Consider the following 25,661-nt stretch of genomic DNA (forward strand, 5'->3'; position numbering starts at 1 on the left):
TCCGCATACGTCTTGCCCGAGCTAAAGGCCCAGCATGGTCGCACGAGGAGCATGACGAGTACCCTTATAGCCCCTCATCGGGGCACCAAGCTAGTATGATGAATCGAACGAATATCCTCTGGGGCACGCTCCTCGCCTGCTCCCTCCTCTGCCTCGGGATGAAGCCCCAGCCCGTGGAGCCCCAAGGGGCACGGCCTCAGGCTGGGGTGAGCAAAGTGCAGCAGCGGTCGTGGGAGCGGCGTACCTTCCTCCGTGTCAAGCGGGACCGCCAGGGGCGCTACTCCTTCCGTAAGTACGGTACGATGGTCCCGAGCTATCGGATCGACGGTAAGAGCTTCGTCTACACGCGAGGGAAGGAGGTCGAGTCCTTCCTCATCCGCAGCAGTGAGGACCGCGGGGCGAACCGTATCTTCTCGCTCTACTACGAGCGTGACCCCGAGGGGGTGAACTTGTACTGCTTCGTCCCCTTGGATAGCCTCGGGATGCTGTGGGAAATAGATGGTCAGCGCTTTGTCGACAGCGTCTACCTCGATCGGCTCCTAGCCCAGCCCGACACGGTGAAGAAGTAGCCCTCGATCTGGATGCTGGAGCGCCCCTCACTGGCGGCTACGGGGCGCTAGCGCTCCTTTGCACCCCCGCTCCCTTAGCGCGCCCAGCGCCCCAGCGCCCTTACGAGCGTCCTGCTCCCCCACTGCGACAGCACGGGGCGGCAGGACGCTTGCTTTGTTTGGGCTAAGCCCCTAGCTCATGCGGCGAAGTGCTCGCAGCCTGCCGAGTGCCTTGCCCGAGCTTCGTGACTGATAGCCCTAACGGCGCTGACTGCCGGCCCTCAGCTCCGTCACTGGCGTCCCTCGGTGTGCTGAGGGGTATCAGTTAGCGCCCCTCTTCCGATTACGAGCGCTACTGACATCAGGCAGCTGCTCCCCTGATGGAGGCGGCGGAGCGCGGTCTTGGCGGTATGGGGGATTTGCGCTATCTTTGCGGTGGGTAAGTCCTATACGACCAGCTCCCTTTGACTCCCCCAGGGCTTGATCGCAGCAAGGGTATTAGGTCGTAGCGGTGCGATATAGGGTGCTTACCCACCTGCCTCTTTAGCTCAGCTGGCCAGAGCACGTGATTTGTAATCTCGGGGTCGTTGGTTCGAATCCGACAAGAGGCTCCACCAGACGCAGCGCTATCGATCCCCGAGGTCGGTAGCGCTGCGTCCTTTAGGGCACTTGGGCTAGTGGGGGACGAACTTATCTCCCTGGCCCTTAGTTATACGAGCATTATGGTACTCTACAATACGACCTTCGTCATGGCGCCCTCCACGGTGGGCGAGTTCATCGAGTTTATGCGTACGCACTACCTGCCCGTGCTGGAGCGCGCGGGGGGGGTGGAGGGGCTGCGCCTGCACCGCGTCCTCAGTGAGGACGGCGATGTGGATAGTGAGAGCTATGCCCTGCACTTCTACGTGCCGAGCGGCTACCACCTCCAGGAGCTGCTCTCGGATCATGGCTTGGGGCTAGCGCAGCGCCTGGTGGATACCTTCGGCGAGCGTGTCCTGGGCTTCAGCACCATCCTTGAGGAGGTCTCCCTCGAGCTGACCACTTCGCCTCTAGTGCACTGATGCCCCAGCACGAACGCATCATCATGGGCATTGACCCAGGTACCATCGTGATGGGCTACGGCCTGATCGTGGTGCGTGGGCAGGAGGCGCGGCTGCTGGCCATGGGCGTCATCAAGCTCGACAAGTACGAGGATCACTACCTGCGTCTCAAGCGGATCTACGACCGTGTGCTCTCGCTCGTGGATGAGTTCCACCCCGATGAGCTCGCCATCGAAGCCCCCTTCTTCGGGAAGAACGTGCAGAGTATGCTCAAGCTCGGCCGTGCGCAGGGCGTAGCTATGGCCGCGGCGCTGGCGCGTGACCTCCCGATCACCGAGTACGTCCCGATGCGTATCAAGCAGGCCATCACGGGCCGCGGTGCGGCCTCCAAGGAGCAGGTGGCCGGCATGCTGCAGCGCTACCTCAAGATCCCCCAGGCCGATATGCCGCGCGAGCTTGATGCCACGGACGGCCTCGCGGCTGCCCTTTGCCATCACTTCCTCACCTCCTCGCCGCTGCAGCGCGCCTCGGCGGGTGCGGCCAAGAACTGGGCGGACTTCGTCAAGCAGAACCCTGAGCGCGTCAAGCGCTAAGCGATACGACAAGCGCCCTGCTCCCTAAGCCACGACGGCCCTCGGGAGCAGGGCGCTTGCTTTATTGGGGCTAGGGGAAGCGTGCTGCCTGCAGCCTGCTAGAGGAGGGCGAAGGGGAGGCGAAGGAGCTCCGCCTCATTCCCCGAGGCGCAGCTTAAGGCGCGGCGCTGCGGCGACGGCCTTAGCCGAGCGCGCTGAGGGCTATCCCTCACTCGGCTGATGGCTATCCCTCACGGCGCTGACTGCCGTCCCTCAGCCGCCTGACTGATATCCCTCAGAGTCTTCGCCCCTTGTCCCTCGCGCTCCCTACCCCTATGCTGCGCGCTCCCTGCTGGCTTGTTCGGGGCTGCACGCTTGCCCCTCGACCCTGCATTCGGAGGCAAGGTGGGGAAGGGCGGAGGCGAGGCGGGACTTGCCTTTTGAGTAGGGGAGGGCAGGGCGTTTGATGCCTCGCGGGCTATTTCGTATCTTTGTCATAGCGTGAAAGATCTAGAAGCTATGCATCGATTATACAAGGGGCGCGCCGAGGGGCGCGGCTTGGGCTACCAGCGCGTACTGCTGCAGGTGGCCCTATCGCTGTATCTAGTGCTCAGCCTGCTGCTCCCTGCCTCGGCTCAGAGCCTAGGGACCAGCAGCACGCAGGGACTGCCCGCGCAGCTGAGCTCAGAGGCTCAGGTGAGCTTCCTAGCCGCCGCACCGAGTGCCGAGGCCTCCTATACGCTCTACGGCCATGCTGGCCTGCGCGTGCTGGACGCCGTGCAGGGGCTGGATGTGACCTTCAACTACGGGATCTTCAACTTCGACGACGACTTCACCATCCGCTTTACCCAGGGTAAGACGGACTACCTCGTCGTCCCCATGCCCACCGAGGCCTATCTAGCGGAATACCTCAGCCGCGGCGCCGTGCGCGAGGTGACACTCCTCACCGATAGCCTGCAGCGTGCCCAGCTGTGGGCGCGCCTTCTGGATAACATCCGTCCCGAGAACGCTACCTATCGCTACAATGCCTTCCGCAACAACTGCAGCACCCGCCCCATAGATCTCTATCTGGAGACGCTCCCCGGCTATGACCCGAAGCAGGGAGCCCCCTCCTTCTACTACGTCGATCCCGCCGATAGCGTGCCGCCCCGCAGCTGGCGCAGCGTGATCAACGAGCTGGAGGCCCCTTCGCCCTGGCTCGTCTTCGGCACGGACCTAGCGATGGGACGTGAGCTGGATGAGCTGATGACGCTGCGGGATCAGTTCTTCATCCCGCTGACGGCTGCCGAGCTGCTGACCAAGCTCTTCGTCTGCTACCCTACGGCCGAGGGTCCGCGCAAGATCCGCCCCGTGCTCTCAGCCCGCTGGCTGGAGGCGCCCGAGGGGGTGACTCCGCCGCCTGCGCCCGCCGAGGACTCCTTCTGGTCGGAGCTCCTAGCACCGCTGCCCGTCTTCAGTCTTCTGCTCATCGCCTCGCTGGGGCACTTCATCCTACGCTTTCAGCGTCGTCGTCTCCCTGGGATCACGGAGGGGCTGATCTTCCTCCTAGCAGGCCTTGCGGGTACGCTCCTTTGCTTCATCGTCTTCGTCTCGGAGCATCCGATGACCTCCCCCAATGTGGCGGTACTGGCGCTGAATCCCCTTTATCTTGCCTCTTTCGTCCTGCAGCTAGGCGGGGGGCGCTGGATGTGGCTGCGGCGCATGATCTATCGCGCGGAGCTTGTCCTGCTCCTGCTCTGCCCGCTGCTGGCCTACCTCACGGGGCAGACGCTCCACCCCGCTATGTACCTCCTCATCGCGGCCCTCGCGCTGTGGATCCTGGCGCGCCTGCTGTACCTCATGCCTCGCCCACGCCTCGAGGTGGACCCTAGATAAGTAATGAGTAAGTTCCTCTCTCCCCTAGAGCAGCGCAGCATGCGCTACCTGATGACCTCGCTGCTGGCGCTCGTGGCCCTGCAGCAGGGACTGCGTGCCGAGGAGCTCCCTCGGCTCGTGGTCTACATCACGGTAGAGGATCTACGCACCGACTACCTCGAGCAGCTGCAGCCGCTGCTGGGCTCGGGCGGCCTGGGGCGCCTCATGCACGAGGGCAAGGTCTATCCCCGCCTCAGCTATCCGCTAGCGGAGCTCAATAGAGCCTCCGCCACCGCCACGCTCCATACGGGAGCCTACCCCGCCACGCACGGGGTGGAGCGCCCTGTCGTCTGGCTGCCGCACGCTGGCCGCGTGCAGGAGCTCTTCCACGACACCAATTATCAGGGGAACTACACACGCGACAGCTATTCGCCTAAGGCGCTCTTGGTGCAGACGCTGGGCGACCGCATGAAGGAGGCTTCGGGCGGCTCGAGCATCGTCTACAGCCTCTCCGCCGATGCCGCCACGGCCATCGCTGCGGGCGGCTGGACGGCCAATGGAGCCTACTGGCTGGATGGCCGCATGGCGGCCTGGTCCAGCAGCAGCTACTACGAGCGTATGCCCGCCACGCTGGAGGCCTACAATCGCAGCAGCGACGGCCCCAATAAGCGCCTCGTCTCGGGACAACTCGCTTGGTCGCCCCTCAGCCGCTATACGAGCCCCGCAGAGAGCTGGTCGGACTGGGGGCGTAGCTTCACGCACCGCTATCCCAGCGGGGATGCCCAGGCCTTCAAGCGCAGTGCGCTGGCCAACGAAGAGGTCACGCGCCTGGCGCTCAAGCTCATCGATCAGGGTGGCTATGCCGAGAGCAAGACCCCAGGTCTCCTAGCCCTCTCCTACAGCCTCGACGTAGCCCCCGAGGGGCAGACGAGCGAGCTGAGCAGCGAGGAGGTCGATGCCTACGTGCGCCTCGACCGAGATCTGGCGAGCATCGTCAGCGAGCTGGAGCGCAAGCTCGGCCGTGGGCGCTGCCTCATCGCCCTGACAGGTACAGGCTACAGTCACTACCGCAGGCCACGACCCAAGGCGCTGGAGGCGCATTCGGGGCGCTTCAGTGCCAAGAAGGGCGCGGCGCTGCTGAACCTCTATCTCTCCGCCCTGCATGGTCAGGGCAGCTGGGTAGAGCGCTGCGCCGATGGCCGCCTCTACCTGAATAAGAAGCTCGCTGAGAGCCGCAAGCTCAGCCTCACCTCGCTGCAGGACGAGTCCGCTGCCTTCCTCGCCGAGATGGAGGGCGTAGGCTCGGCCGTCGCTGGCGCGCGCCTCATGCAGGGTGCTGCAGGCGAGCGGGCTCTAGCGCTTCGCCGTGCCGTCCACACCCGCTATCAGGCAGATGTCTACTGGAGTCTGCTGCCCGGCTGGGAGGTCGAGGAGAGCGCCGACAGCCCCAATCTATGGCTGCAGGCCCTCAGTGTCGACACCCCCTGCATCCTCTGGGGAGCAGGGCTCACGCCTAAGACCTTCGACTATCCTATCCTCGCGGCGCCCGACGTCGTCAAGGCCATCGCCCGCGTCCTGAGGATACGCCCGCCCAACGCCGCCTACTAGCCGAGAGGCTCGTAGACCCTACTGCGCCCTCCTCGGAGTGCGCGCCGAGCCCCTCTGAGGCCTAGCCTAGGCCACGGGCTCCCCCTGTCTTTGGGGGAGCTTCCTCACCCTTTCCAAGCAACAAACACAAGATACATAATGGGATTTACAGACTTTCTGTCGAAGCTCTTCGGCAACAAATCACAGCGTGACCTCAAGGAGATCACCCCTTGGGTGGAGCGCGTCAAAGTTATTTACCCCGAGATCGACGCCCTCAGCCACGATGAGCTGCGTGCGCGCACGGCGGCCCTTCGCCAGCGCATCCAGGACTATGTCGCCGCCGAGCGTGCCGAGGTAGAGGCGCTCAAGGCCAGCGTCGAGGGCAAGGACCTCGATGCTCGTGAGGAGATCTGGGGCAAGGTAGACAAGCTCGAGAAGGAGATCCTCGACAAGCTGGAGCTCGTCCTCGACGAGATCCACCCCGAGGCCTTCGCCATCGTCAAGAGCACGGGGCGCCGCTTCGCGGAGGCTCCTGAGCTACGTGTAGCGGCTACGGACTTCGACCGCGAGCTCAGCGTGACGCACGACTTCGTCCGTATTGAGGGCGACACGGCCGTCTATCAGAACCACTGGCTCGCTGGGGGCAACGAGATCACCTGGGACATGGTGCACTACGATGTGCAGCTCTTCGGGGGGACGGTACTGCACCGTGGCAAGATCGCCGAGATGGCTACGGGTGAGGGTAAGACGCTGGTGGCGACGCTGCCTGTCTTCCTCAACGCCCTCACGGGGAACGGTGTGCACGTCGTCACCGTCAACGACTACCTCTCCAAGCGCGACTCGGAGTGGATGGGCCCCCTATACATGTTCCACGGTCTTAGCGTCGACTGCATCGACAAGCACCGACCCAATACGCCCGAGCGCCGCGCGGCCTACAACGCTGACATCACCTTCGGGACGAACAATGAGTTCGGCTTCGACTACCTGCGCGACAATATGGCGACCAGCCCCGAGGACCTCGTCCAGCGCAAGCACAACTATGCTATCGTGGACGAAGTGGACTCTGTGCTCATCGACGACGCCCGTACGCCACTGATCATCTCGGGCCCTGTGCCCAAGGGTGACGACCAGCTCTTCGAGCAGTTCCTGCCCAATGTGGAGACCGTCGTCGAGGCGCAGCGCCGCCTCTGCCAGCAGCTCCTCATCGATGCCAAGAAGAAGATCGGGAGCGACGACAAGAAGGAGCAGGAGGAGGGCTACTTCCTACTCTTCCGCTCCTACAAGGGTATGCCCAAGAGCAAGCCCCTCATCAAGTACCTCAGCGAGCCTGGTATCAAGACCGGTATGCTCAAGGTCGAGGAGGAGTACATGGCTGATAACATGCGCCAGATGCATATCGTCACCGATGAGCTCTACTTCGTCATCGACGAGAAGCAGAATAGCATCGAGCTCTCGGACAAGGGGATCGACCTCCTCACGCAGGGCACCGATGACAGCCGCTTCTTCATCCTTCCCGACATCGCTTCGCTGCTGGCCGAGCTCGCTGCCGAGGGCCTCACGCCCGAGGAGCACGCTGCTCGCAAGGAGGCGCTGCTCGCCGACTACGCCGTCAAGAGCGAGCGCGTACACACGGTCAACCAGCTCCTCAAGGCCTACACCCTCTTTGAGAAGGACGACCAGTACGTCGTCATGGACGGCAAGGTGATGATCGTCGACGAGCAGACGGGCCGTATCATGGACGGTCGTCGCTACTCCGACGGGCTGCACCAGGCCATCGAGGCCAAGGAGCGCGTCCACGTGGAGGCCGCCACGCAGACCTTCGCCACGATCACGCTGCAGAACTACTTCCGCATGTATCACAAGCTCTCTGGGATGACCGGGACGGCCGAGACCGAGGCTGGCGAGCTGTGGGACATCTACAAGCTGGACGTCGTCGTCATCCCCACCAACCGCCCCATCGCACGCCACGACCTCAACGATCGTATCTACAAGACGGCTCGTGAGAAGTACGCCGCCGTCATCGAGGAGATCGTCCGCCTCGTAGAAGGTGGACGCCCCGTGCTGGTAGGTACGACCTCGGTCGAGATCTCGCAGCTGCTGAGCAAGATGCTCACCCTGCGCAAGATCCCCCACAATGTCCTCAACGCTAAGCTCCACCAGAAGGAGGCCGAGATCGTCGCCCAGGCAGGTAAGCCCGGCGTGGTGACCATCGCTACCAACATGGCAGGGCGTGGTACCGACATCAAGCTCACGCCCGAGGTCAAGGCCGCAGGTGGGCTGGCGATCCTCGGTACCGAGCGTCACGAGTCGCGCCGTGTAGACCGCCAGCTGCGTGGTCGTGCAGGGCGTCAGGGTGACCCCGGGTCGTCCGTCTTCTTCGTCTCGCTGGAGGACCACCTGATGCGTCTCTTCGCCTCCGACCGTCTCTCGGCGATGATGGACAAGATGGGCTTCCAGGAGGGCGAAGTACTGGAGCACAGCATGCTCAATAAGGCCGTAGAGCGCGCGCAGAAGAAGGTCGAGGAGAATAACTTCGGCATCCGCAAGCGTCTCCTCGAGTACGATGACGTGATGAACTCCCAGCGTGAGGTCATCTACAAGCGTCGTCGCCACGCCCTCATGGGTGAGCGTATCGAGATGGACGTCATGAATACGCTCTACGATGCTGGGCGTATCCTCGTGGACGCACACCGCGAGGCCGAGGACTTCGACAGCTTCAGCGTGGACGTCATGCGTACCTTCGCCATCGAGGCGCCCTTTGACGCGGATACCTTCCGCAGGACCAAGGCCGATCAGCTAGCAGACCTGCTCTACGACGCCGTCGAGGCCGCCTTCCAGCGCCGCGCCGCTCAGATCGCCGAGCAGGCCTACCCTGTGCTCCATCAGGTCTATCAGGAGCAGGGCCAGGTATATGAGCGCATCATGGTACCCCTGACCGATGGCCGCCTCGTCTACAATGTCAGCTGCAACCTCCGCGACGCCGATGCCAGCGAGGGTCGCACGATCATGAAGGAGTTCGAGAAGTCCGTCGTCCTGCACCACATCGATGAGGCGTGGAAGGAGCATCTGCGTGAGATGGACGAGCTGCGCAACTCGGTGCAGAACGCTAGCTATGAGAACAAGGATCCTCTGCTGGTCTACAAGCTCGAGTCCTACGAGCTCTTCCGCCAGATGATCGAGGAGATGAACCGCAAGACGGCCTCCGTGCTGATGCGTGTCCACCTCAACATCGCGCCGCCTAGTGACCAGGAGCTCCGCGAGCTCGAGATCCAGGCAGCGGAGGCCCAGCGACAGATCGCCGAGCAGCAGTACCGCGAGGGACGCGATGAGGTCGGCAGCGAAGCCGAGCAGGAGGCTCAGCGCCGTACGCCTGCCCGCGCTACGCACAGCGTCGGTCGCAATGACCTCTGCCCCTGCGGCAGCGGCAAGAAGTTCAAGCACTGCCACGGTCGTGGCCTCTAGGCCCGAGCCCTCAGCGAGCGCAGGCTCGCTCCTAAAGTAAGCGCAGCGCCTCGACGTCCTCGTGACGTCGGGGCGCTGCCTTTTTTGAAGGCCTGCCGTGAGCGGTGCTGCGGTAGCGCCTGGGACGCCCGTGAGGGATATCAGTGCGCCCCCGCGAGGGATATCCCTAAGACGGCTGACGGACGTCCTTCAGCGCCCTGACTGGTATCCCTCGCGCACCTTCCCCCTAGGCCCGCGTGCTGCTCAGACGGAGTGCTAAGCCCCTATAGGGGCGACCCCAACAAAGCCCAGGGTGCGCAGCCCTGAAAGGGCGACCAAACCCTGGGTAGGCCAGCGTTATAAGAAACAGAGCCCTACAGGGGCGACCCTCCGAGCCGTCGTGCTGCCGTCGCCCTAGGACCTCGACTTCATGCTGACTCGCCTTGCGGGTGCGCCCCGCAGGGGCTTGTGGCGCCCTTTGCCCTTCCCTCCAGTATGGGTATGCGCGCCGCTTCCCTTGAGGGCTAGCTCTCGGAATAGCGGCTGGTGCTAGCCTCGCGGCTAAGGGGGGCGGCGCTGGCCTTAGGCTTAGGATTGCGGGTGAACTCGGAAAGGAGGGGAGCGCGTGCGGGCGGGGAGCGGCAGCTGGGCTAGTCGGCTGAGCCTGTGTACACAAGGCTTGGCGGGCGGTATTTGGTATTGTCCCCAAGAGGTTTTACCTTAGCAGTGGACGAAGCGCATGGAGGAACAGCTTCGCCTCATCACTCTAAACGGTATTATAGTATATGAGAGTAGGACTATTCATCCCCTGCTACGTCAATGCTATCTACCCCCACGTCGGGATAGCGACCTATCGGCTACTGACAGCTCTAGGCCATGACGTAGTGTATCCGCTGAACCAGACCTGCTGTGGCCAGCCCATGGCCAATGCGGGCTATCAGTACCAAGCCAAGCACCTTGCGCGACGCTTCGAGGAGCTCTTTGAGGACTTCGAGGTCATCGTCGGCCCCTCGGCCAGCTGTGTCGCCTTCGTCAAGGAGAACTATGGCCATATCCTCGCCGGGGAGCACCGCTGCCAGACCCCTGGCCGCGTGCGCGACGTCATCGAGTTCCTGCACGATGACCTCAAGATCCGCTCCCTGCCCAGCCACTTCCCTCACCGCGTCAGCATCCACAACAGCTGCCACGGGGTACGCGAGCTTCACCTCTCTACGCCCAGTGAGCGCAACCTCCCCTACATGAACAAGATCCGTAACCTCCTCGAGCTCGTCGACGGCATCGAGGTCGTCGAGCCTGAGCGTATCGATGAGTGCTGCGGCTTCGGGGGGATGTACTCGATCGAGGAGCCCGAGGTCAGTGTCTGCATGGGTCGGGACAAGGTCAAGGACCACATGAGTACGGGTGCTGCCTACATCACGGGCAGCGACAGCAGCTGCCTGATGCATATGCAGGGCGTCATTGACCGTGAGCACTATCCTATACAGACCATTCACGCCATCGAAATCCTAGCAGCCAACCTATGAGTACCTCACATGCAGCGGCAGCAGCCCGCTTTATCGAGAATATGGAGCGTACGAGCTGGCACAATCAGGCCCTATGGTTCGTACGGCAGAAGCGTGACCGCGTGAGCAAGCAGCTCCCCGAGTGGGAGGAGCTCCGCCAGCTAGCGCACGACATCAAGCGCTACAACGTCACCCACCTGGATAGTCTGCTGGAGCGCTTCGAGGCTAAGGCTCAGGCCAACGGCGTCACTGTCCACTGGGCTGTAGATGCCGAGGAGCACAATCGTATCGTCCATGGCCTACTCGAGCAGCACGGCGTCAAGAGCCTGGTGAAGAGTAAGTCCATGCTCAGCGAGGAGTGCGAGCTGAACGCCTACCTCATGGCACGCGGCATCGACGTCATCGAGAGTGACCTCGGCGAGCGCATCCTCCAGCTGATGCACCAGCGTCCTAGCCACATCGTCATGCCGGCCATCCACATCAAGCGCGAGGAGGTGGCCGAGCTCTTCGCCCGTGAGATGGGCACCGAGCCAGGCAATAGCGACCCGACCTACCTGACGCATGCGGCGCGTGCCAACCTACGTCGCCACTTCCTCGAGGCCGATGCCGCGATGACCGGGGGCAACTTTGCCATCGCGGAGACAGGCGAGGTGGTGGTCTGCACCAACGAGGGCAACGCCGATATGGGCATGGCCTGCCAGAAGCTCAATATCTGCTCCTTCGGCATCGAGAAGGTTATCGAGAGCCTCGACCAGCTAGCCGTCTTCCAGCGTCTACTGGCTCGTAGCGCCACGGGGCAGGCCTCTACGACCTACACCTCCTCCTTCCGCAAGCCGCAGGAGGGCGGGGAGCTGCACTTCGTCATCGTAGACAATGGGCGCTCCAGCATCATCGCCAACAAGGAGCACGACAAGCTGCTGAACTGCATCCGCTGCGGCGCCTGCATGAATACCTGCCCCGTCTATCGACGCTCGGGCGGCTACAGCTACAGCTACTTCATCCCTGGGCCCATCGGCATCAACCTTGGCATGGTGCACGACCCCGTGCGCTATGCGGGCAATGTCTCGGCCTGCACGCTCTGCCTCTCCTGCTCCAATGTCTGCCCCGTCAAGATCGACCTCGGCGAGCAGATCTACCGCTGGCGCCAGCAGCTCGACAAGCTGGGGCAGGCCAATAAGGAGAAGAAGCTGATGAGCTACGGCATGAAGTTCCTGATGGAGCGCCCAGGGCTCTTCAACACCGCCCTACGCTGTGCGCCTGTGGCCAACCACCTCCCGCGCTTCCTCCTCTATAATAGCCTGAACGCCTGGGGTAAGGGCCGTGAGCTCCCGCACTTTGCCTCCCAGAGCTTCAATGACTGGTGGATCAAGACGCAAGAAAAGAAGAAGTAAGGCCTATGTCACACGCTAAGCAAGGCGTCCTGGAGAACATCCGACGCTATACCACCCATCGCGAGGCTCACCCCGACCTAGAGGGCTTCGCAGCGATTACCTACCCGGACCGCGTCCAGCAGTTCGAGCGCATCATGACGGAGGTCGGCGGTCGCGTCGTCCTGCTGCAGCCTGGGGATGATCTGGCGGCCATCATCCGCGAGCTCTACCCCGAGGCCCAGCGCTTCATCAGCGACCTTGAGCTGCCTGGCCTAGGGAGCCTGCGCCCCAGTGAGGCAGGCGACCCGACGGCCATGAACGGTACGGATGTCACCATCGTCGAGACACCCCTCGGCGTCTGCGAGAACGGCTGCTGCTGGGTCGAGCAGCGGGACGAGTGGCGGGCGGAGTTCTTCATCGCGGAGAACCTCGTCTTTGTCCTGAACCGCTCCGACCTCGTGGACAACATGCATCAGGCGATGCGCCGCGTGCGCCAGCTCAATCCTCAGAGCCCCTTCTCGGGCTTCATCAGTGGGCCCAGCAAGACGGCTGACATCGAGCAGGCTCTCGTGATGGGCGCTCACGGCGCCCGTGGGGTGACCGTCCTCCTTCGCTAGCTCACAGCTTCCCTAGAGCTAAGACCAAAGGCACGCGGGGCTCATCCATCGACTGATGGGTGAGCCCCGCGTGACGTATCGGGCGACTGGAAGGAAGGACTTCGGAGCTGCCTCAGACGAAGCGCTTAGGCCTCTTGGGACAGCCCTCGGGCTACTCGTCTGGAGGGGCGCCGCTACCATTGCGGGCGCTGGGGGCTTTGCTCTTAGAGGCCTTTAGAGCGCGTCGGGAGCGGGGCGGAAGACCCCTCGCGCCGTGCTCTGCCTAGGCTAGGAAGCGTACCAGGAGGTAGCCGCCACCGACGAGCCAGAGGTAGAGGCCGAGGGCCAGCAGGAAGGGCTTCACACCCGACTGACGGAACTTAGCCAGCCGCGCCTCCATCCCAATCGCCGTCATGGCCATCGTTAGGACGAAGGTGTCGGCCGTCTGTATCCAGTCCGTCACCGTCCTGTAGCTCTCCGCCCAGCCGCCTGCGCTGGCCAAGTGAGCCAAGAGGGAATTGGCCAGCACCACGAGGATGAAGTAGCAGGCGAACCAGGGGATCTGCACCCGCCCCTTGCCCGAGGCACTGCCGCCAGCCTGCCGCTCGCGCATCAGGAAGCTCAGCCCGAGGAGCACCGGGGCCAGCAGCAGGACGCGTATCATCTTGGTCAGGGTCGCCAGCGCAGCGATCTCGGGACTCATCGCCGCCCCTGCCCCGACGACGTGCGCCACCTCGTGAACCGTGGCGCCCGTATAGATGCCGACGCCGCGCAGGCCGAGGGCCTCCAGCGCGCCCCAGCGGTAGAGGAGCGGGTAGACGAACATCGAGAGCGTTCCGAAGAGTACCACCGTACCCACTGCCACCACCGTGCTGTGCGAGCGCGCTCGTACTACGGGCTCCGTGGCGAGCACGGCTGCGGCGCCGCAGATGGCGCTCCCCGAGGCGATGAGGAGCCGCTCGCTACGCTCTAGCCCCAGGGCGCGGCCGAGGAGCTCCCCGAGGAGGAGCGTCCCTAGGACAACGATCGTGTCGATGAGGATGGCCTCGGGGCCTAGCTCGGTGAGCGCCTCCAGCGTCAGGCGGCAGCCGTAGAAGACGATCCCCGCGCGCAGCAGCTGCTTGCCCGCGATGCGGAAGGCGCCGTCCCAGGACTCAGGTAGCTGCGGGCGCAGCGTATCGGCCAGCAGCATACCCAGCACGACCCCCAGCACCATGGGGCTGAGGCGCAGCTGCTGCGCCCAGCTGCACTGGGCTAGCAGCGTGACGCTGAGGGCCAGTAGCGCGATGAGGCTGAGGCCGAGGGCACGGCCGCGGGTCGTGGAGCTATCCATATAGGGCAGGGCTACATGCGAGAACGCAGCTCCTGAGCGCTGCCTCTAGCCTCCTTACCCTTGATGGGCGCCCCGAAGTGGTAGCTGAGGCCGATCTTGAAGTTGTTGGCCGTAGCCGTATTGACGACGCGCATCTGGTAGTCGGCATTGCCCAGACGTATGACCATATCCTTGGCGAATAGGTTGGAGAGCCCTGTGGTGAGGCGGAGCTTGCCCTGAAGGAGGCTGTAGGAGAGCCCTAGCCCCCCGTTGAGGATGTGGCCTATCCTAAGGCCTGCCTCATACATGGGCGCTGTGTAGTAGAGGGAGACCGTCCCCTGGAGCGTCTTGCTGGGGTTGAGGAAGAGCGTGTTGTTGATGTTGAAGTTGTAGCTGAGGCCTGAGCTGCTGTAGAGCTTGCTCCCCTGGTAGAGCGCGTACGAGTCGGTGTAGCTTACCTGCTGGCTAATGTAGCTCTGCAGGAAGCTCCAGCTGTTGAAGACGTAGCTCATATCCAGCGCCAGGCGTGTCTCGCTTGCGGCGTTGTCGTGCGTGTAGTAGCCCTGGTTGGTCGCGGGATCGAGGCGGATGACCTGGTTGATACCGTCCCAGAGGTGACTCCCCGAGAGCTGGATATTCAGCTTCCCGCCGAGGGTATAGCCGAGGCTTAGGTTGGCCTGCTGTGCAGCACGGAGGTCTTCCTTGCCCTGCAGCGTGTTGTAGCGGTTCTCATACCTGGGGAAGGGGGAGAGCTGACCGAAGGAGGGGCGGTGTAGGCGTATGCTCCCGTTGAGGCTGAAGGCGTGGCGCTCGCTGGGCGTATAGCCGACGAAGACCGTGGGGAAGAGGTTGAGGTAGTCCCGTGTCTTGAGGCGGCGCTGCCCGTTGACCTGGCCATCGGTATGCGTGTACTCTAGGCGCAGCCCACCGCGTAGACTCCACTGAGCCGAGAGGGGGCGTGCTAGGTCGGCGTAGAGGGCGTAGATATGCTCGTCGAAGCGTAGCTGGTCGTGGCGCTCCCCGAGGGTGCTGCTGGCGGCGTAGTCATTGACGTTGCTCGTGCGCGTCCAGCTGCCCTTAGCCCCGAAGTTCAGCTGCATCGCCCCTAGGGGATGGCTGTAGTCGATGCTGCCTATATAGGAGCGGGTCTGCTGATGGGTCTCGGAGTCGAAGCGGAAGTCCTGCCCGGGCAGCAGTGCCCCCGTGCTGCTGTAGCTCTTAGAGTCAAAGTTGCGCTCCTCCCTGCTCTCGAAGCCCACGTAGTCGACGTCCCAGCTGAGGCGGCGTCCGGCGTGTCCTGCGAAGCTCTTCTCTAGGTGGACGTTGGCCGAGGTGTAGCTCGAGCGGTTGGTCTCATCGGCCGTCCCAGGCATACGCAGCTGGAGCTGCCGCTCTCCTGAGGGGAGGGTCAGGTAGTCCTCGGTGAGGTTCTCTCGGCGGGGCTTCTCTGTGCTGGGAGAGAAGGAGAGGCTGCCGCCGAGGCTCAGCTCAGGGCTCAGCTGGTAGTCGAGTGAGGCACGCAGCCCCGCCCACTTATCGACGTTCTCGAACTTAGACTCGCTACTGGAGTAGAGCGGCCGCTGGGTGTAGCTGCGGTAGGTGGCGAAGCCTCCGCGGTAGGTGCCTTGGCCGGCGTTGAGCTGCAGGGAGGAGCTGATGCGGTCCTTCTTGTAGTTGAGCCCCGTGGAGGCATAGTAGCCCCAGCGTTCGTCTCGATAGTTGAAGTCGGTGCTGATGTTCCCGCCGAAGAAGTCATTCTTGGCCTTCTTCAGCACGATGTTCAGCACGCCCGCATTGCCCTCGGCCTCGTACTTGGCAGGAGGTGTGGTGAGGATCTGCACCTCGCTGAGGTCGGCCTTGGAGTAGCTGCGTAGGAGATTGGCGAGCGCTGATCCCGAGAGGCGCACGCGCTTGTCATTGATCAGGACGATGACCTGCCCCTTGCCGATGAGGCTGATCCCCTGGTCGGTGACATTGAGGCCAGGGGTCTCGCGTAGGAGGTCTAGAGCGGTAGAGCCCGAGGGGGCGAGCTGCTCGGGGTCGAAGACCATGCGGTCGGCCTTGCGCTGCATGATGGGGCGCTTGGCGGCGATCTGTACCTCTCCGAGCTGCTTAGCGTCTTCACTCAGGAGGATCTTGCCTAGGTCGGTAGCGCTGGTGAGGGTGAGCTGTCGGTGCCAGGTCTTGTAGCCTAGGGCACGTACCTCGAGGATGTAGCTACCGTGGGGGGCCTCGAAGCGGAAGGAGCCGTCGGCCTTACTCTGGGACCCCGTCACGAGGGTGCTGTCCTTGGGACTACGGAGCAGCAGGCTGGCGAAGTCCACGGGGCGCTGCGTGCTCCCGCCGAGGAGCGTCCCCTTGATGGGGCTCTTGCTCGTCTGTGCCGCGAGGCTGCTGGCAGCGGCGACGATGCAGATGAGGTTAGTTGTGATTCTCATAAGGTGCTGTTCTAATTAAGTGGTACGCAAAGTTACTCATTTACCTAATATCTTGCATCACCTAGTTGGTGAAGCCCCTGCCTAGGGATCACGCCGCTGCCGAGGATGGTGGCTCAGCGGCGCTGGATCTAGCCTCGGCGGGGTGCTCAGGCTAGGGTGTCCAGCTGCTGTGTCTCCCTTGGGCGCTCGCTCTATGCCCCTCGTGCGTTCGCTGTGCAGCCCTTGTCGCAGCCTCCCGCCGCACCCTTGGATGGAGGCCGCACAGGGCTCGAACGGCCGCGAGGGCTAAGGCGCGCCGCGCTCCCCCTTAGGCCTCGCCGCCGATTCTTATATCACTTTGTGGCAATTCTTATATTACTTCTAGCGGAATATTATATAATATCTGGGCGAAAGTAATATAATATCTGTCGCATTCTTATATTATTTTTCCCGCTCCCCCTTATCCTTCCGCTCGCCGCGCCTTATCCCTCAGCTCGCCTTCCCTTATCCTTTCGCTCGTTGCCCCCTAGCTCGGAGCGCCGCACTTCCCTGCTTTGCCTCCCGCGCTGCCTGCCTTCTAGCTTTGTCCCAGCTCTAGCCTAGCAGCACTCGTGGGGGAGGGTGGCGCTGGCCTTAGTCCCTAGAAAAGCAGAGCCCCCGCCTACTCGCGAGGAGTAGACGGGGCCTTGAGGACGGAGCGCCCAGTGGGGGAGCGGGGAGTCGAAGCGTAAGGAGGCCTGCCGCTAGCGACGCCAGCGCTTACGCTGCCGCTCGTCGAGCTGCTGCTCGGCGGCGCTGTGGGGCTGCGGCTCCCAGAGCACTTGGCCGCGAAGCGTATCGGGCAGGTACTGCTGCTCGAGGAAGTGCCCTGGGGCATCGTGCGGATAGCGGTAGTCGCTGCCGTAGCCGAGGTCCTTCATCAGCGAGGTCGGGGCATTGCGCAGGTGCAGCGGTACGGGCTGATTGCCCGTCTGGCGAACGAGAGCGAGGGCGCGATCTATGGCGAGGTAGGCGGAGTTGCTCTTCTCGCTGCAGGCCAGATAGATGACCGTCTCGGCCAGCGGGATGCGTCCCTCGGGCCAGCCGATACGCTCGAGGCTGGCGGCGCAGGCCTCGGCCAGCAGCAGCGCATTGGGGTTCGCCAGGCCGATGTCTTCGGCGGCGGATATCATCAGGCGTCGGGCGATGAAGCTGGGGTCTTCGCCCCCCTCGATGAGGCGCGCCAGCCAGTAGATGGCGGCGTCGGGGTCGCTGCCGCGTATGCTCTTGATCAAGGCGGAGGCGATGTCGTAGTGCAGCTCGCCGCCCTTGTCGAAGGCCAGCGGATTGGTCTGCACGAGGCTGGAGATGAGGGCGTCGGTCACCACCAGCGGATCGGCCGTGGAGGAGAGGGTGACGAGCTCGAGGATGTTGAGCGCGCGGCGGGCATCGCCGCCCGAGAGGTGCAGCAGGGCGGCCGTCTCCCTTAGCTCGATGTGCCGCGTGCGTAGCTGCTCGTCCGTGGTGAGGGCGTGCTCTAGGAGCCCCAAGAGCTCCTCGGCCCCCAGCGGCTCGAGGGTGTAGACCTGGCAGCGCGAGAGCAGGGGGCGGATGACCTCGAAGCTGGGGTTCTCCGTCGTGGCGCCGATGAGCGTCACCAGCCCCTGCTCGACGGCGCCCAGCAGCGAGTCCTGCTGGCTCTTGCTGAAGCGGTGGATCTCATCGATGAAGAGGATGGGACGGATGCTGCGCCCGAAGAGTCCCGCCTGCTCCCCTGCGATACGCTCCAGCACCTCGCGTACCTCCTTGACGCCCGAGTGTACGGCGCTGAGGCTGTGGAAGCTGGTGTCGAGGCTGCGGGCGATGATCTCCGCCAGCGTCGTCTTGCCCACGCCTGGTGGCCCCCAGAAGATGAGCGAGGGCAGGCGCTGCTGCTCGATCATCCGCCTGAGGACGCCCTCGGGGCCCACGAGGTGGCGCTGACCGAAGTAGCCCTCTAGGCTTGTGGGGCGCATGCGCTCGGCTAGTGGCTTGAGTAGAGTCATAGGTGAGGAGATGGGGACAAGGGGCTAGGGCAGCTGGCTGTAGCGCCTGTGCCCGAGGAGATAATAGTGGAGGAGGAGGCTGTAGGGCTTGAGCGGGAGGGGGAGGTCCGTGCGCCGAGCACGCATATTATTGCCTCGCGGCAGCTCGTAGTGCGGGCGCAGGATGAGGAAGCCCCGCCAGGCGCGCAGCACCGCCACCGCGTGGCGTCCTCGTCCCTGCAGGAGGTAGACGAGCGCTGCCAGCGCATCCAGCATGAGGCGCAGTAGGAGGACGAGGTAGAGGCGCGGCGTGGGGAGGTTCTTGTAGAGCATGAGGAGGTTGTTGCGGAAGTTGAGGAAGACCTTCCTCGGGCTCTCTGCCGAGAGGCTTCCGCCGCCGAGGTGATAGACGACGCCACTAGGGGCGAGGCGGATGCGCCAGCCGCGGCTGACCATGCGCCAGCATAGGTCGATCTCCTCCTGATGGGCGAAGAAGCGCGTGTCCAGCCCCCCGAGCTCGAGGTACACACTGCGGCGTACGATGAGGCAGGCCCCCGAGGCCCAGAGCAGCTCGCTAGGCTCGTCGTACTGCCCTCTGTCGACCTCCACCGTGTCCAGGAGCCGCCCGCGGCAGAAGGGATAGCCGAGGGCGTCGATGTAGCCGCCTGCTGCGCCCGCGTACTCGAAGGCCTCGGGCGCCCTCAGGGCACGGATCTTGGGCTGGACGGCGCCTAGCTCGGGCTCCGTCTCCAGCAGCTGGAGCGCTTCGTCCAGCCAGCCCTCGCTCAGGGCAGCGTCACTATTGAGCAGCACGACGTAGGGGTAGTCGAGGGCGGCGATGGCACGGTTGTAGCCCTCCGCGAAGCCGTAGTTCTCCTCGAAGGCGAGGACCTTAACCTCGGGATAGGCGCTCTGGAGGAAGCTGAGGGACTCATCGGTCGAGCCGTTGTCGATGATGACGAGCTCGGCATAGTCTGGTGTGTGCGCGACCCAGGAGGGGGCGAAGTCCTCCAGCAGCTGTCGGCCGTTCCAGTTCAGCACCAGGACGCCGACCTTGGGGGTAGTAGCAGATGACATAGCAGTGGTATATCGTATAGGGGTAGTATGTAGTGTCGGTCGTGCTTGGCTGCCTTGTCTTCGCTTCGTCCGCGAGGGCTGTGCGCTTCCTTAGCGGAGGTAGAGCCCCTGCTCGCCCTCCAGCAGCTGGTGTGGGGTGACACACGAGCGGGTGCCCACGGCAGCCGCGTCGTAGGGCTGCGCCACACGCAGGTAGTACTCGCTGTGACCTAGCATGAGGCCCTCGTAGCAGCCTTGCTCCCAGATGACCTCCTGCGGGCGGCCTAGGTGGCGCTCGTAGTAGCGGCGGAGCTTGGCCTCGGAGAGGCGCATCAGCCGCTGGCTGCGCCTGTGCTTCTCCTGCGGGCTCACCGTGTACTGGATCTGTAGGGCGCTGGTGCCTGAGCGCTCGGAGTAGGAGAAGACATGCAGCTGGGAGAAGTCCAGTCCCTCGAGGAAGTGATAGCAGTCCTCGAAGTACTCGGGCCGCTCGCCGCGCGTGCCGACGATGACGTCGATGCCGATGAAGGCCTCGGGCAGCACACGCCGTATATGCTCCACGTGCTGGCGGAAGAGGGCGCTGTCGTAGCGGCGGCGCATCAGTCGGAGCACCTCGTCGCTGCCGCTCTGTAGGGGGATGTGGAAGTGGGGCGCTACGCGCTGGCTGGTGGCGCAGTAGTCGATGAGCTCATCGCTGAGGAGGTTGGGCTCGATGCTGCTGATACGTAGGCGGTCGAGGCCCTCGATCTGGTCGAGGGCGCGCACCAGGTCGATGAAGCGCTCGCCCGTGCTGCGGCCGAAGTCCCCGATATTGACGCCCGTCAGGACGATCTCGCGTCCGCCCGCGGCGACGATACGCTCGGCCTCCTCGACGAGCGAGGCGATGGAGCCATTGCGGCTACGTCCGCGCGCCTTGGGGATGGTGCAGTAGCTGCAGTGATAGTCGCATCCGTCCTGCACCTTGAGGAAGTGGCGGGTACGCTCGTCGCTGGAGGAGCTGAGGTGGAAGCTATGGATGTCCCGCGTGCGGCCGTGTACCAGACGTGCCTCGGCCGTGGGGCGACCGATGGCCTCGAGGTAGGGGGCGATGTCGAGCTTCTGCTCGGCGCCCACCACCAGGCCTACGCCGTCCATACGCGCCACCTCCTCGGGGCTCAGCTGAGCATAGCATCCCGTGACGATGACGAAGGAGTCGGGGTGCTCGCGCCGAGCCTTGCGGATCATGTAGCGGCAGCGGCGGTCGGCCTGCTCGGTGACGGAGCAGGTGTTGATGACGCAGATGTCGGCACGCTCCCCAGGACGCACGCTACGTATGCCCTCGGCCAAGAGCTGCCGCCCTATGGTGGAGGTCTCGGCGAAGTTCAGCTTGCAGCCTAGGGTATAGTAGGCCGCCTTCTTGTCCTCAAACTGTGTGCGGTCGGTCATCCTCGTTGCCAGCCCTTGCGTAGATAGGGAAGTGCGGCCAGCAGCAGGGCGCTACTCAGACCGCAGTAGAAGCCCGCGATGAAGCTATCGGGGGCTAGCCCTAGGCTGCGTATGCTCACGCCTAGGGCGATCATGAAGGCCATGATGAGCCAGGAGCGGGGGCTGAAGCACTGCCACAGATAGGGCGCCTCGAGCCCAGCGACATAGTCTAGATTGCGCCGTGAGACGCGGGGGAAGATGAAGAGGGCGAAGAAGGCGAAGCTCGCCGCGAGCCACAGCAGGGGAGCGACGAGGCTCCCCTCGTAGCGCAGCCAGCTCAGGACGCCGAGGCGCAGGACATTGCCCCCTGCGATGATCCACAGTAGGGCGGCCGTCCGGTAGGCATGTCGGTGGCTAGGCTTCATCGGTCCATTCGATATTGATCGTCTCGAGGCTCAGATCTTCATCATCCTCGTCCTCGGGTGTGTCGGGAGTAGGCTCTAGCGCGGCGCTGGGGACGAACTCGTCCTCACCCGCGGGGGAGGCTTCGGCGCCTACGAGCGGCTGGGCCTGTGTGCTGCTCACGGCACTCAGCGCGGGGATGGCCTCGGCGAGGGCCTGCTCTCCAGAGAGGCTGAGGATGGTCTCGGCTAGAGCGCGGGTGAGCTTAGCAAAGTCCTCCTCGTAGACGAAGATACGGTGGCGCTCGGGCTTGGCCTCGCCCTCCTTGAGCTTGGTCTCGGAGAGTACGATGTACTTATTGCCCTTGCTGTCGAGCTTAGCGTCTATGTAGTAGTAGCGTGTGCCAGCCTTGATGCGCTGCGAGGAGACAAGTGTCGCCTTGCCCCAATCCTTCTCTTGACTCATTATCGTGATCTATCGTATTCGTTCCTTACGAAGGTACGCAATCTCCCTCTGACTATCAAACGGCTAGCACCCCACGGGGCCGAAGGCAAAGCGCCTAGTGGCCTCACGCACCTATCCTTAGCCTAGGACGAGGGGGATGGAGGGCGCTCGGCTGCCTGCAGGGATAGGGGTGGGGCTGCTGAGGGATATCTGTGAGGCGGCTGAGGGACATCCGTCAGCCGTCTCACGGATATCAGTTACGGTGTCTCAGGGATATCCCTCGCAGCGCTTGCCTGAGGCTGTCGCCTCGCTCCGCCGCCTCGCAGCTCGAGCAGAGACCGAGAAGTAGCTGCAGGTATGCCTAGCCCTCGGGTAAGGACAAACGGCCGAGCAAGCCCCAGCGGGTCGACCGGCCAAAGGCCTAAGCGCGAAGTCGAAGGAGTGCGACTACGGGACAATACCATTTTGAGGGTCGCCCCTGCAGGGCTTTGTCCTCTTTGCTTGGGTTTACCCAGGGTTTGGTCGCCCTTACAGGGCTGCGCACCCTGGGCTTTGATGGGGTCGCCCCCTTGGGGCTTCTCCTCCCTTGGGGTGGGCGCGGCCTTAGGTGGGGATTGCCTTCCTCCCCTATACTTCTAGATACAGCACGAGCGGCCTGCAGAGGATGCAGACCGCTCGTGAGGACTCTTGTGAGCCGAGGAGGAGGGTGGGGCGCCTAGATGGAGGCCTCGACCGCCCAGACGAAGGCACGCAGGCCCTGGGCAGGCGTCTCCTCGTCCATGGCCTTGAGGCGCTCCAGGAGCGTGGGCACCTTGTCGGCGGGCGCGATGACCAAGAGGGACGAATTGAGTGTAGGCCAGGCGTGCGAGCCGAGGTGAGGATCGCCTGTGGCGCTTCCGCGTCCCTGGGTGACCTCCCAGTAGGTATAGCCGCGGAGGCTGAGCTTGCCGAGGAGCTCTATGATCTCCTCGTGGTAGGCCTGATTGTAGGAGATGAATACACTTTTCATATCAGTAGGCTAGGGGCTAGATGCGTCGGCGCTTCAGACGGCGTGCCTCGAGGGCCGCGTAGAGCGTGGGGATGAGTACGAGGGTGACGAGGGTCGAGATGGAGAGCCCCCAGGCGACGGTGATCCCCATAGCCTGCCACATCTCCGAGCCCTCACCGATGCCGAGCGCCATGGGGAGCATCCCCAGGACGGTGGTCATCGTGGTCATGAGGACGGGGCGGAGGCGGGACTTACCCGAGGCGACGACCGCCCGCGAGATGATCATACCGCGCTCGCGGCACAGGCGTATGTAGTCGATGAGCACGATCCCGTTCTTCACCACGATGCCGATGAGCATGATCATACCGATGAAGGTCATCGTATCCATAGGCACCTGCGTCACTAGGAGGCCGATGAAGACCCCCGTGAAGGCGAAGGGCACGGAGAACATGATGACGAAGGGGTCGACGAGGCTCTCGAACTGCGCCGCCATGACGATGAAGACCAGCAGCACGATCAGGGCCATCAGCACTCCCAGGTCGCCGAAGGTCTCCTGCTGACTCTCGTAGGCCCCCGTCAGCTTGTAGCTCATGCCCTCGGGCAGCGGGTGGGCGTCGAGGATCTGCTGGGCGTCGGCGACGACCTCACTGAGCTGCGAGCCTGGGGCGGCATTGACCGTCAGCGCCACGTAGCGCGAGCGGTCCTTGCGCTCGATGGTCGGCGGGGTGAAGGACTCGTCTAGGCGGCCGAGCTCGGAGAGGCGTACGGCCTTGCCCTGGGGCGTATAGACGAGGATGTTCATCAGGTCCTGGACGCTCTGGCGTGCCTCCGGGGCGAGGCTCACGCGGATGTCGTACTCGCTACCCTCCTCACGGAAGTAGGAGCTGACCGTCCCATTGACCGCGCTGCGCAGATAGCCGGAGGCAGTGGCGAGGTTGAGCCCCTGCTCGGCGAGCTTGGTGCGGTCGAAGACGAAGCGCAGCTCAGGCGTATAGTCCTTGCGGCTGATGGTGATGCCCGAGACGCTGGCCTTGTCCTTGAGCTGCTCGCTGAGGAGGCGGGCGTAGCTGTCCGAGCGCTGGAAGTCCTGCCCGTAGAGCTCGATGACGAGGCCCGAGCTAGAGTTGGGGTTGCCGTCGCCACTGGAGACCTTGAAGGAGGTCACCTCGGGCGTCTTGGCGAAGAGGGAGCGGAGCCCCGCGGCGACCTCATCCTGCGTCATGCTGCGCTCCTTCTGTGGGCGCAGGCCGATGAACATGGAGGCGACGTTGGAGCCGTTCTCCTGCGTCGAGGCGTAGGCATTGCTGGCGTCGGCCTGCCCCACGGACATGGAGATCGTCTGTATGGCAGGGAAGGTCTGGCGCATACGTGCCTCGAGGTCGAGGGCGAACTGCCGTGTCTCCTCCACACGTGTGCCGACGGGCAGCTCCACCGAGGCGTCGATGAAGCCCACGTCCTGCTTCGGCATGAAGGAGCTCTTGATGAACTGCAGCCCCAGAAGGCTCAGGACGAAGATCCCTAGGGCGGAGAGGATCGTCGAGCGGCGGTGGCGTACCGTCCACCCTAGGAGGCGAGCGTAGAGGAGGTCGAGCTTCCCGAGGACCGCCTCAATGGGGGCGAAGAAGCGCGTCAGTACCTTACCGCGGCTCACGCCCTTGCGCAGCAGCTGCGAGGAGAGCATGGGCGTCAGGCTCAGTGCCGCTGCCGTCGAGACGATCATCACGATGCTGATACTCCAGCCCAGCTGGCGGAACATCACCCCAGCATCCCCCGGCGTCATCGTCAGCGGGAGGAAGACGGCGAGCATCGTCAGTGTCGAGGCGATGACCGAGATCCCTACCTCGTTCGTGCCATGGATGGCAGCTTGCCTGGGGGCGCTGCCGCGCTCGATGTGGGTGGTCACATTCTCCAGCACCACGATAGCATCATCCACGACCATACCTATGGCGATGGAGAGCGAGGAGAGGGAGATGACGTTGAGCGAATTGCCTGAGACGAGCAGGTAGATGAAGGAGGCGACGAGCGATATAGGGATCGTCAGCACGATGATGAAGGTGGCGCGCCAGCGTCCGAGGAAGATGAAGACCACCAGCATCACGATGACGAAGGTGATGTAGATCGTCTCCTGGAGCGAGTTGATCGTATTGACGATGAAGGACGAGGTGTCGATCAGGTAGTCGAGCTTGACGTCGGAGGGCAGCGACTGCTGGATCTGAGGCAGCATGCGACGTACCTGCTCGGAGATCTTCACCGAGTTGGAGCCCGCCTGCTTGCTGATCATGACCATCGCCCCGGTCATACCATTGATATAGTTCTCCTGCTGGCGCTCGGCGACGGTATCCTTGACGGTGGCCACGTCTGAGAGGCGTACGTCCTTGCCGCCGACACTAGCGACGATGATGCTCGAGAGCTGTGCGGGATCGGTGAACTCGCCCTGCACTCGGAGGCTATTCGTACGGGATCCGAGGTCGATCTGCCCTGCGGGGATATTGGTGTTCTCCGCCCCGATGATCTGTGCGATCTGCTGGGTCGTCAGGTGGTAGGCCTCGAGCTTGGAGGGGGCGCAGTAGACCTGGATGACGCGCTTGGTGGCGCCGAGGACGCTCACCGAGCCTACGCCGTCGATGCGCTGCAGTGGGTTGGTGACCTTGTCCTCGAGGATCTTGGCCAGCGCTGGGGCACTCTCCTTGGACTGCACGGAGAGCATCGCTACGGGGATGCTGGCGTTGTCGAACTTGAAGATCGTCGGCTTCTTAGCCCCCGTGGGGAGGAGCTCGGAGGTCGCGTCGAGCTTATCGCGGATGTCGTTGGTGGCTTCTGCGATGGGCGTCCCGGCGCGGAACTGCATGGTGATGATGGACGAGTTCTCCTGGCTCTTGGAGCTGATGTGCTTGAGCTTGTCGATCCCGTTGAGGCTGTTCTCGAGCACCTTCGTGACGTTGGACTCGATGTCCTCCGCGCTGGCGCCCGGGTAGGCGGTGATGATCATCACGGTCGTGGTGTCCGTGTTGGGCATCAGCTCGATGGCCAGTCGCGTCAGGGCGAAGAGCCCGAGGATAGCGATGGCTACGTAGATGAGCGCCGTGGTGATCGGCTTCTTGACCGAGGTTTCGTAGATACTCATA

Annotated in this window: 18 protein-coding genes and 1 tRNA gene; 10 read left to right on the forward strand and 9 right to left on the reverse strand. The window is 63.6% G+C overall.

Features of this window, described 5'->3' with window-relative positions:
* Nucleotides 1-95: 95 nt before the first annotated feature.
* The 10 genes from J4862_RS00475 (at nt 96) to J4862_RS00520 (ending at nt 12,531) form a co-directional block, all read left to right on the forward strand.
* Complete coding sequence (locus tag J4862_RS00475; protein ID WP_211788794.1) at nt 96-569, forward strand: hypothetical protein; 474 nt, start codon at nt 96-98, stop codon at nt 567-569.
* A gap of 516 nt (nt 570-1,085) precedes the next feature.
* A tRNA-Thr gene (locus J4862_RS00480) sits at nt 1,086-1,162 on the forward strand.
* A gap of 108 nt (nt 1,163-1,270) precedes the next feature.
* Nucleotides 1,271-1,609, forward strand: a complete 339-nt coding sequence (locus J4862_RS00485; RefSeq protein WP_211788795.1) for a DUF4286 family protein — start codon at nt 1,271-1,273, stop codon at nt 1,607-1,609.
* The gene (ruvC, locus tag J4862_RS00490) at nt 1,609-2,181 is read left to right on the forward strand and encodes a crossover junction endodeoxyribonuclease RuvC (protein WP_211788796.1); all 573 of its coding nucleotides are present in this window, start codon (nt 1,609-1,611) and stop codon (nt 2,179-2,181) included. Before J4862_RS00485 ends, ruvC begins: the two co-directional genes overlap by 1 nt.
* Nucleotides 2,182-2,679: 498 nt before the next feature.
* Complete coding sequence (locus tag J4862_RS00495; RefSeq protein WP_211788797.1) at nt 2,680-4,035, forward strand: DUF4105 domain-containing protein; 1,356 nt, start codon at nt 2,680-2,682, stop codon at nt 4,033-4,035.
* 3 nt (nt 4,036-4,038) lie between these two features.
* Nucleotides 4,039-5,622, forward strand: coding sequence for an alkaline phosphatase family protein (locus J4862_RS00500; RefSeq protein ID WP_211788798.1), 1,584 nt, complete (start codon nt 4,039-4,041; stop codon nt 5,620-5,622).
* 138 nt (nt 5,623-5,760) lie between these two features.
* Nucleotides 5,761-9,063 (forward strand): preprotein translocase subunit SecA, encoded by a 3,303-nt coding sequence (gene secA / locus J4862_RS00505; protein ID WP_211788799.1) that lies wholly within the window; start codon nt 5,761-5,763, stop codon nt 9,061-9,063.
* Nucleotides 9,064-9,827: 764 nt separating this feature from the next.
* Nucleotides 9,828-10,565, forward strand: coding sequence for a (Fe-S)-binding protein (locus J4862_RS00510; RefSeq protein ID WP_211788800.1), 738 nt, complete (start codon nt 9,828-9,830; stop codon nt 10,563-10,565).
* Nucleotides 10,562-11,935 (forward strand): lactate utilization protein B, encoded by a 1,374-nt coding sequence (locus J4862_RS00515; protein WP_211788801.1) that lies wholly within the window; start codon nt 10,562-10,564, stop codon nt 11,933-11,935. The genes J4862_RS00510 and J4862_RS00515 overlap by 4 nt, the downstream gene beginning before the upstream one ends.
* Nucleotides 11,936-11,940: 5 nt before the next feature.
* Nucleotides 11,941-12,531: an LUD domain-containing protein gene (locus tag J4862_RS00520; RefSeq protein ID WP_211788802.1), complete on the forward strand. Its 591-nt coding sequence runs from the start codon at nt 11,941-11,943 to the stop codon at nt 12,529-12,531.
* Nucleotides 12,532-12,793: 262 nt separating this feature from the next.
* Here the strand turns inward: J4862_RS00520 and J4862_RS00525 are convergent, their stop codons facing one another.
* From J4862_RS00525 to J4862_RS00565, 9 genes are all read right to left on the reverse strand, one after another.
* Entirely contained in the window at nt 12,794-13,843 is a 1,050-nt protein-coding gene (locus tag J4862_RS00525; RefSeq protein WP_211788803.1) for a YeiH family protein, read from the reverse strand.
* An 11-nt stretch (nt 13,844-13,854) separates the two neighbouring features.
* Entirely contained in the window at nt 13,855-16,260 is a 2,406-nt protein-coding gene (locus J4862_RS00530) for a TonB-dependent receptor domain-containing protein (protein WP_211788804.1), read from the reverse strand.
* 722 nt (nt 16,261-16,982) lie between these two features.
* A complete protein-coding gene (locus J4862_RS00535; RefSeq protein ID WP_211788805.1) occupies nt 16,983-18,263 on the reverse strand; it encodes a replication-associated recombination protein A in 1,281 nt (426 codons plus the stop codon).
* 24 nt (nt 18,264-18,287) lie between these two features.
* A complete protein-coding gene (locus J4862_RS00540; protein ID WP_211788806.1) occupies nt 18,288-19,319 on the reverse strand; it encodes a glycosyltransferase family 2 protein in 1,032 nt (343 codons plus the stop codon).
* A 90-nt stretch (nt 19,320-19,409) separates the two neighbouring features.
* Nucleotides 19,410-20,723, reverse strand: coding sequence for a tRNA (N(6)-L-threonylcarbamoyladenosine(37)-C(2))-methylthiotransferase MtaB (gene mtaB, locus J4862_RS00545; protein ID WP_211788807.1), 1,314 nt, complete (start codon nt 20,721-20,723; stop codon nt 19,410-19,412).
* Nucleotides 20,720-21,127, reverse strand: a complete 408-nt coding sequence (locus J4862_RS00550; RefSeq protein ID WP_211788808.1) for a hypothetical protein — start codon at nt 21,125-21,127, stop codon at nt 20,720-20,722. Before J4862_RS00550 ends, mtaB begins: the two co-directional genes overlap by 4 nt.
* Complete coding sequence (locus J4862_RS00555) at nt 21,117-21,569, reverse strand: DUF3276 family protein (RefSeq protein WP_211788809.1); 453 nt, start codon at nt 21,567-21,569, stop codon at nt 21,117-21,119. The genes J4862_RS00550 and J4862_RS00555 overlap by 11 nt, the downstream gene beginning before the upstream one ends.
* Nucleotides 21,570-22,263: 694 nt before the next feature.
* Nucleotides 22,264-22,557 (reverse strand): PG0541 family transporter-associated protein, encoded by a 294-nt coding sequence (locus tag J4862_RS00560; protein WP_211788810.1) that lies wholly within the window; start codon nt 22,555-22,557, stop codon nt 22,264-22,266.
* Between the two features lie 16 nt (nt 22,558-22,573).
* Nucleotides 22,574-25,660, reverse strand: a complete 3,087-nt coding sequence (locus J4862_RS00565; protein ID WP_211788811.1) for an efflux RND transporter permease subunit — start codon at nt 25,658-25,660, stop codon at nt 22,574-22,576.
* Nucleotide 25,661 lies beyond the last annotated feature (1 nt).

This window comes from Porphyromonas sp. oral taxon 275, assembly GCF_018127745.1.
GTDB lineage: Bacteria > Bacteroidota > Bacteroidia > Bacteroidales > Porphyromonadaceae > Porphyromonas.

Coding starts and splice junctions, on each gene's coding strand:
- J4862_RS00475 (WP_211788794.1), top strand. CDS start 96: ATGATGAATCGAACGAATATCCTCTGGGGCACGCTCCTCGCCTGCTCC.
- J4862_RS00485 (WP_211788795.1), top strand. CDS start 1,271: ATGGTACTCTACAATACGACCTTCGTCATGGCGCCCTCCACGGTGGGC.
- ruvC (WP_211788796.1), top strand. CDS start 1,609: ATGCCCCAGCACGAACGCATCATCATGGGCATTGACCCAGGTACCATC.
- J4862_RS00495 (WP_211788797.1), top strand. CDS start 2,680: ATGCATCGATTATACAAGGGGCGCGCCGAGGGGCGCGGCTTGGGCTAC.
- J4862_RS00500 (WP_211788798.1), top strand. CDS start 4,039: ATGAGTAAGTTCCTCTCTCCCCTAGAGCAGCGCAGCATGCGCTACCTG.
- secA (WP_211788799.1), top strand. CDS start 5,761: ATGGGATTTACAGACTTTCTGTCGAAGCTCTTCGGCAACAAATCACAG.
- J4862_RS00510 (WP_211788800.1), top strand. CDS start 9,828: ATGAGAGTAGGACTATTCATCCCCTGCTACGTCAATGCTATCTACCCC.
- J4862_RS00515 (WP_211788801.1), top strand. CDS start 10,562: ATGAGTACCTCACATGCAGCGGCAGCAGCCCGCTTTATCGAGAATATG.
- J4862_RS00520 (WP_211788802.1), top strand. CDS start 11,941: ATGTCACACGCTAAGCAAGGCGTCCTGGAGAACATCCGACGCTATACC.
- J4862_RS00525 (WP_211788803.1), bottom strand. CDS start 13,843: ATGGATAGCTCCACGACCCGCGGCCGTGCCCTCGGCCTCAGCCTCATC.
- J4862_RS00530 (WP_211788804.1), bottom strand. CDS start 16,260: ATGAGAATCACAACTAACCTCATCTGCATCGTCGCCGCTGCCAGCAGC.
- J4862_RS00535 (WP_211788805.1), bottom strand. CDS start 18,263: ATGACTCTACTCAAGCCACTAGCCGAGCGCATGCGCCCCACAAGCCTA.
- J4862_RS00540 (WP_211788806.1), bottom strand. CDS start 19,319: ATGTCATCTGCTACTACCCCCAAGGTCGGCGTCCTGGTGCTGAACTGG.
- mtaB (WP_211788807.1), bottom strand. CDS start 20,723: ATGACCGACCGCACACAGTTTGAGGACAAGAAGGCGGCCTACTATACC.
- J4862_RS00550 (WP_211788808.1), bottom strand. CDS start 21,127: ATGAAGCCTAGCCACCGACATGCCTACCGGACGGCCGCCCTACTGTGG.
- J4862_RS00555 (WP_211788809.1), bottom strand. CDS start 21,569: ATGAGTCAAGAGAAGGATTGGGGCAAGGCGACACTTGTCTCCTCGCAG.
- J4862_RS00560 (WP_211788810.1), bottom strand. CDS start 22,557: ATGAAAAGTGTATTCATCTCCTACAATCAGGCCTACCACGAGGAGATC.
- J4862_RS00565 (WP_211788811.1), bottom strand. CDS start 25,660: ATGAGTATCTACGAAACCTCGGTCAAGAAGCCGATCACCACGGCGCTC.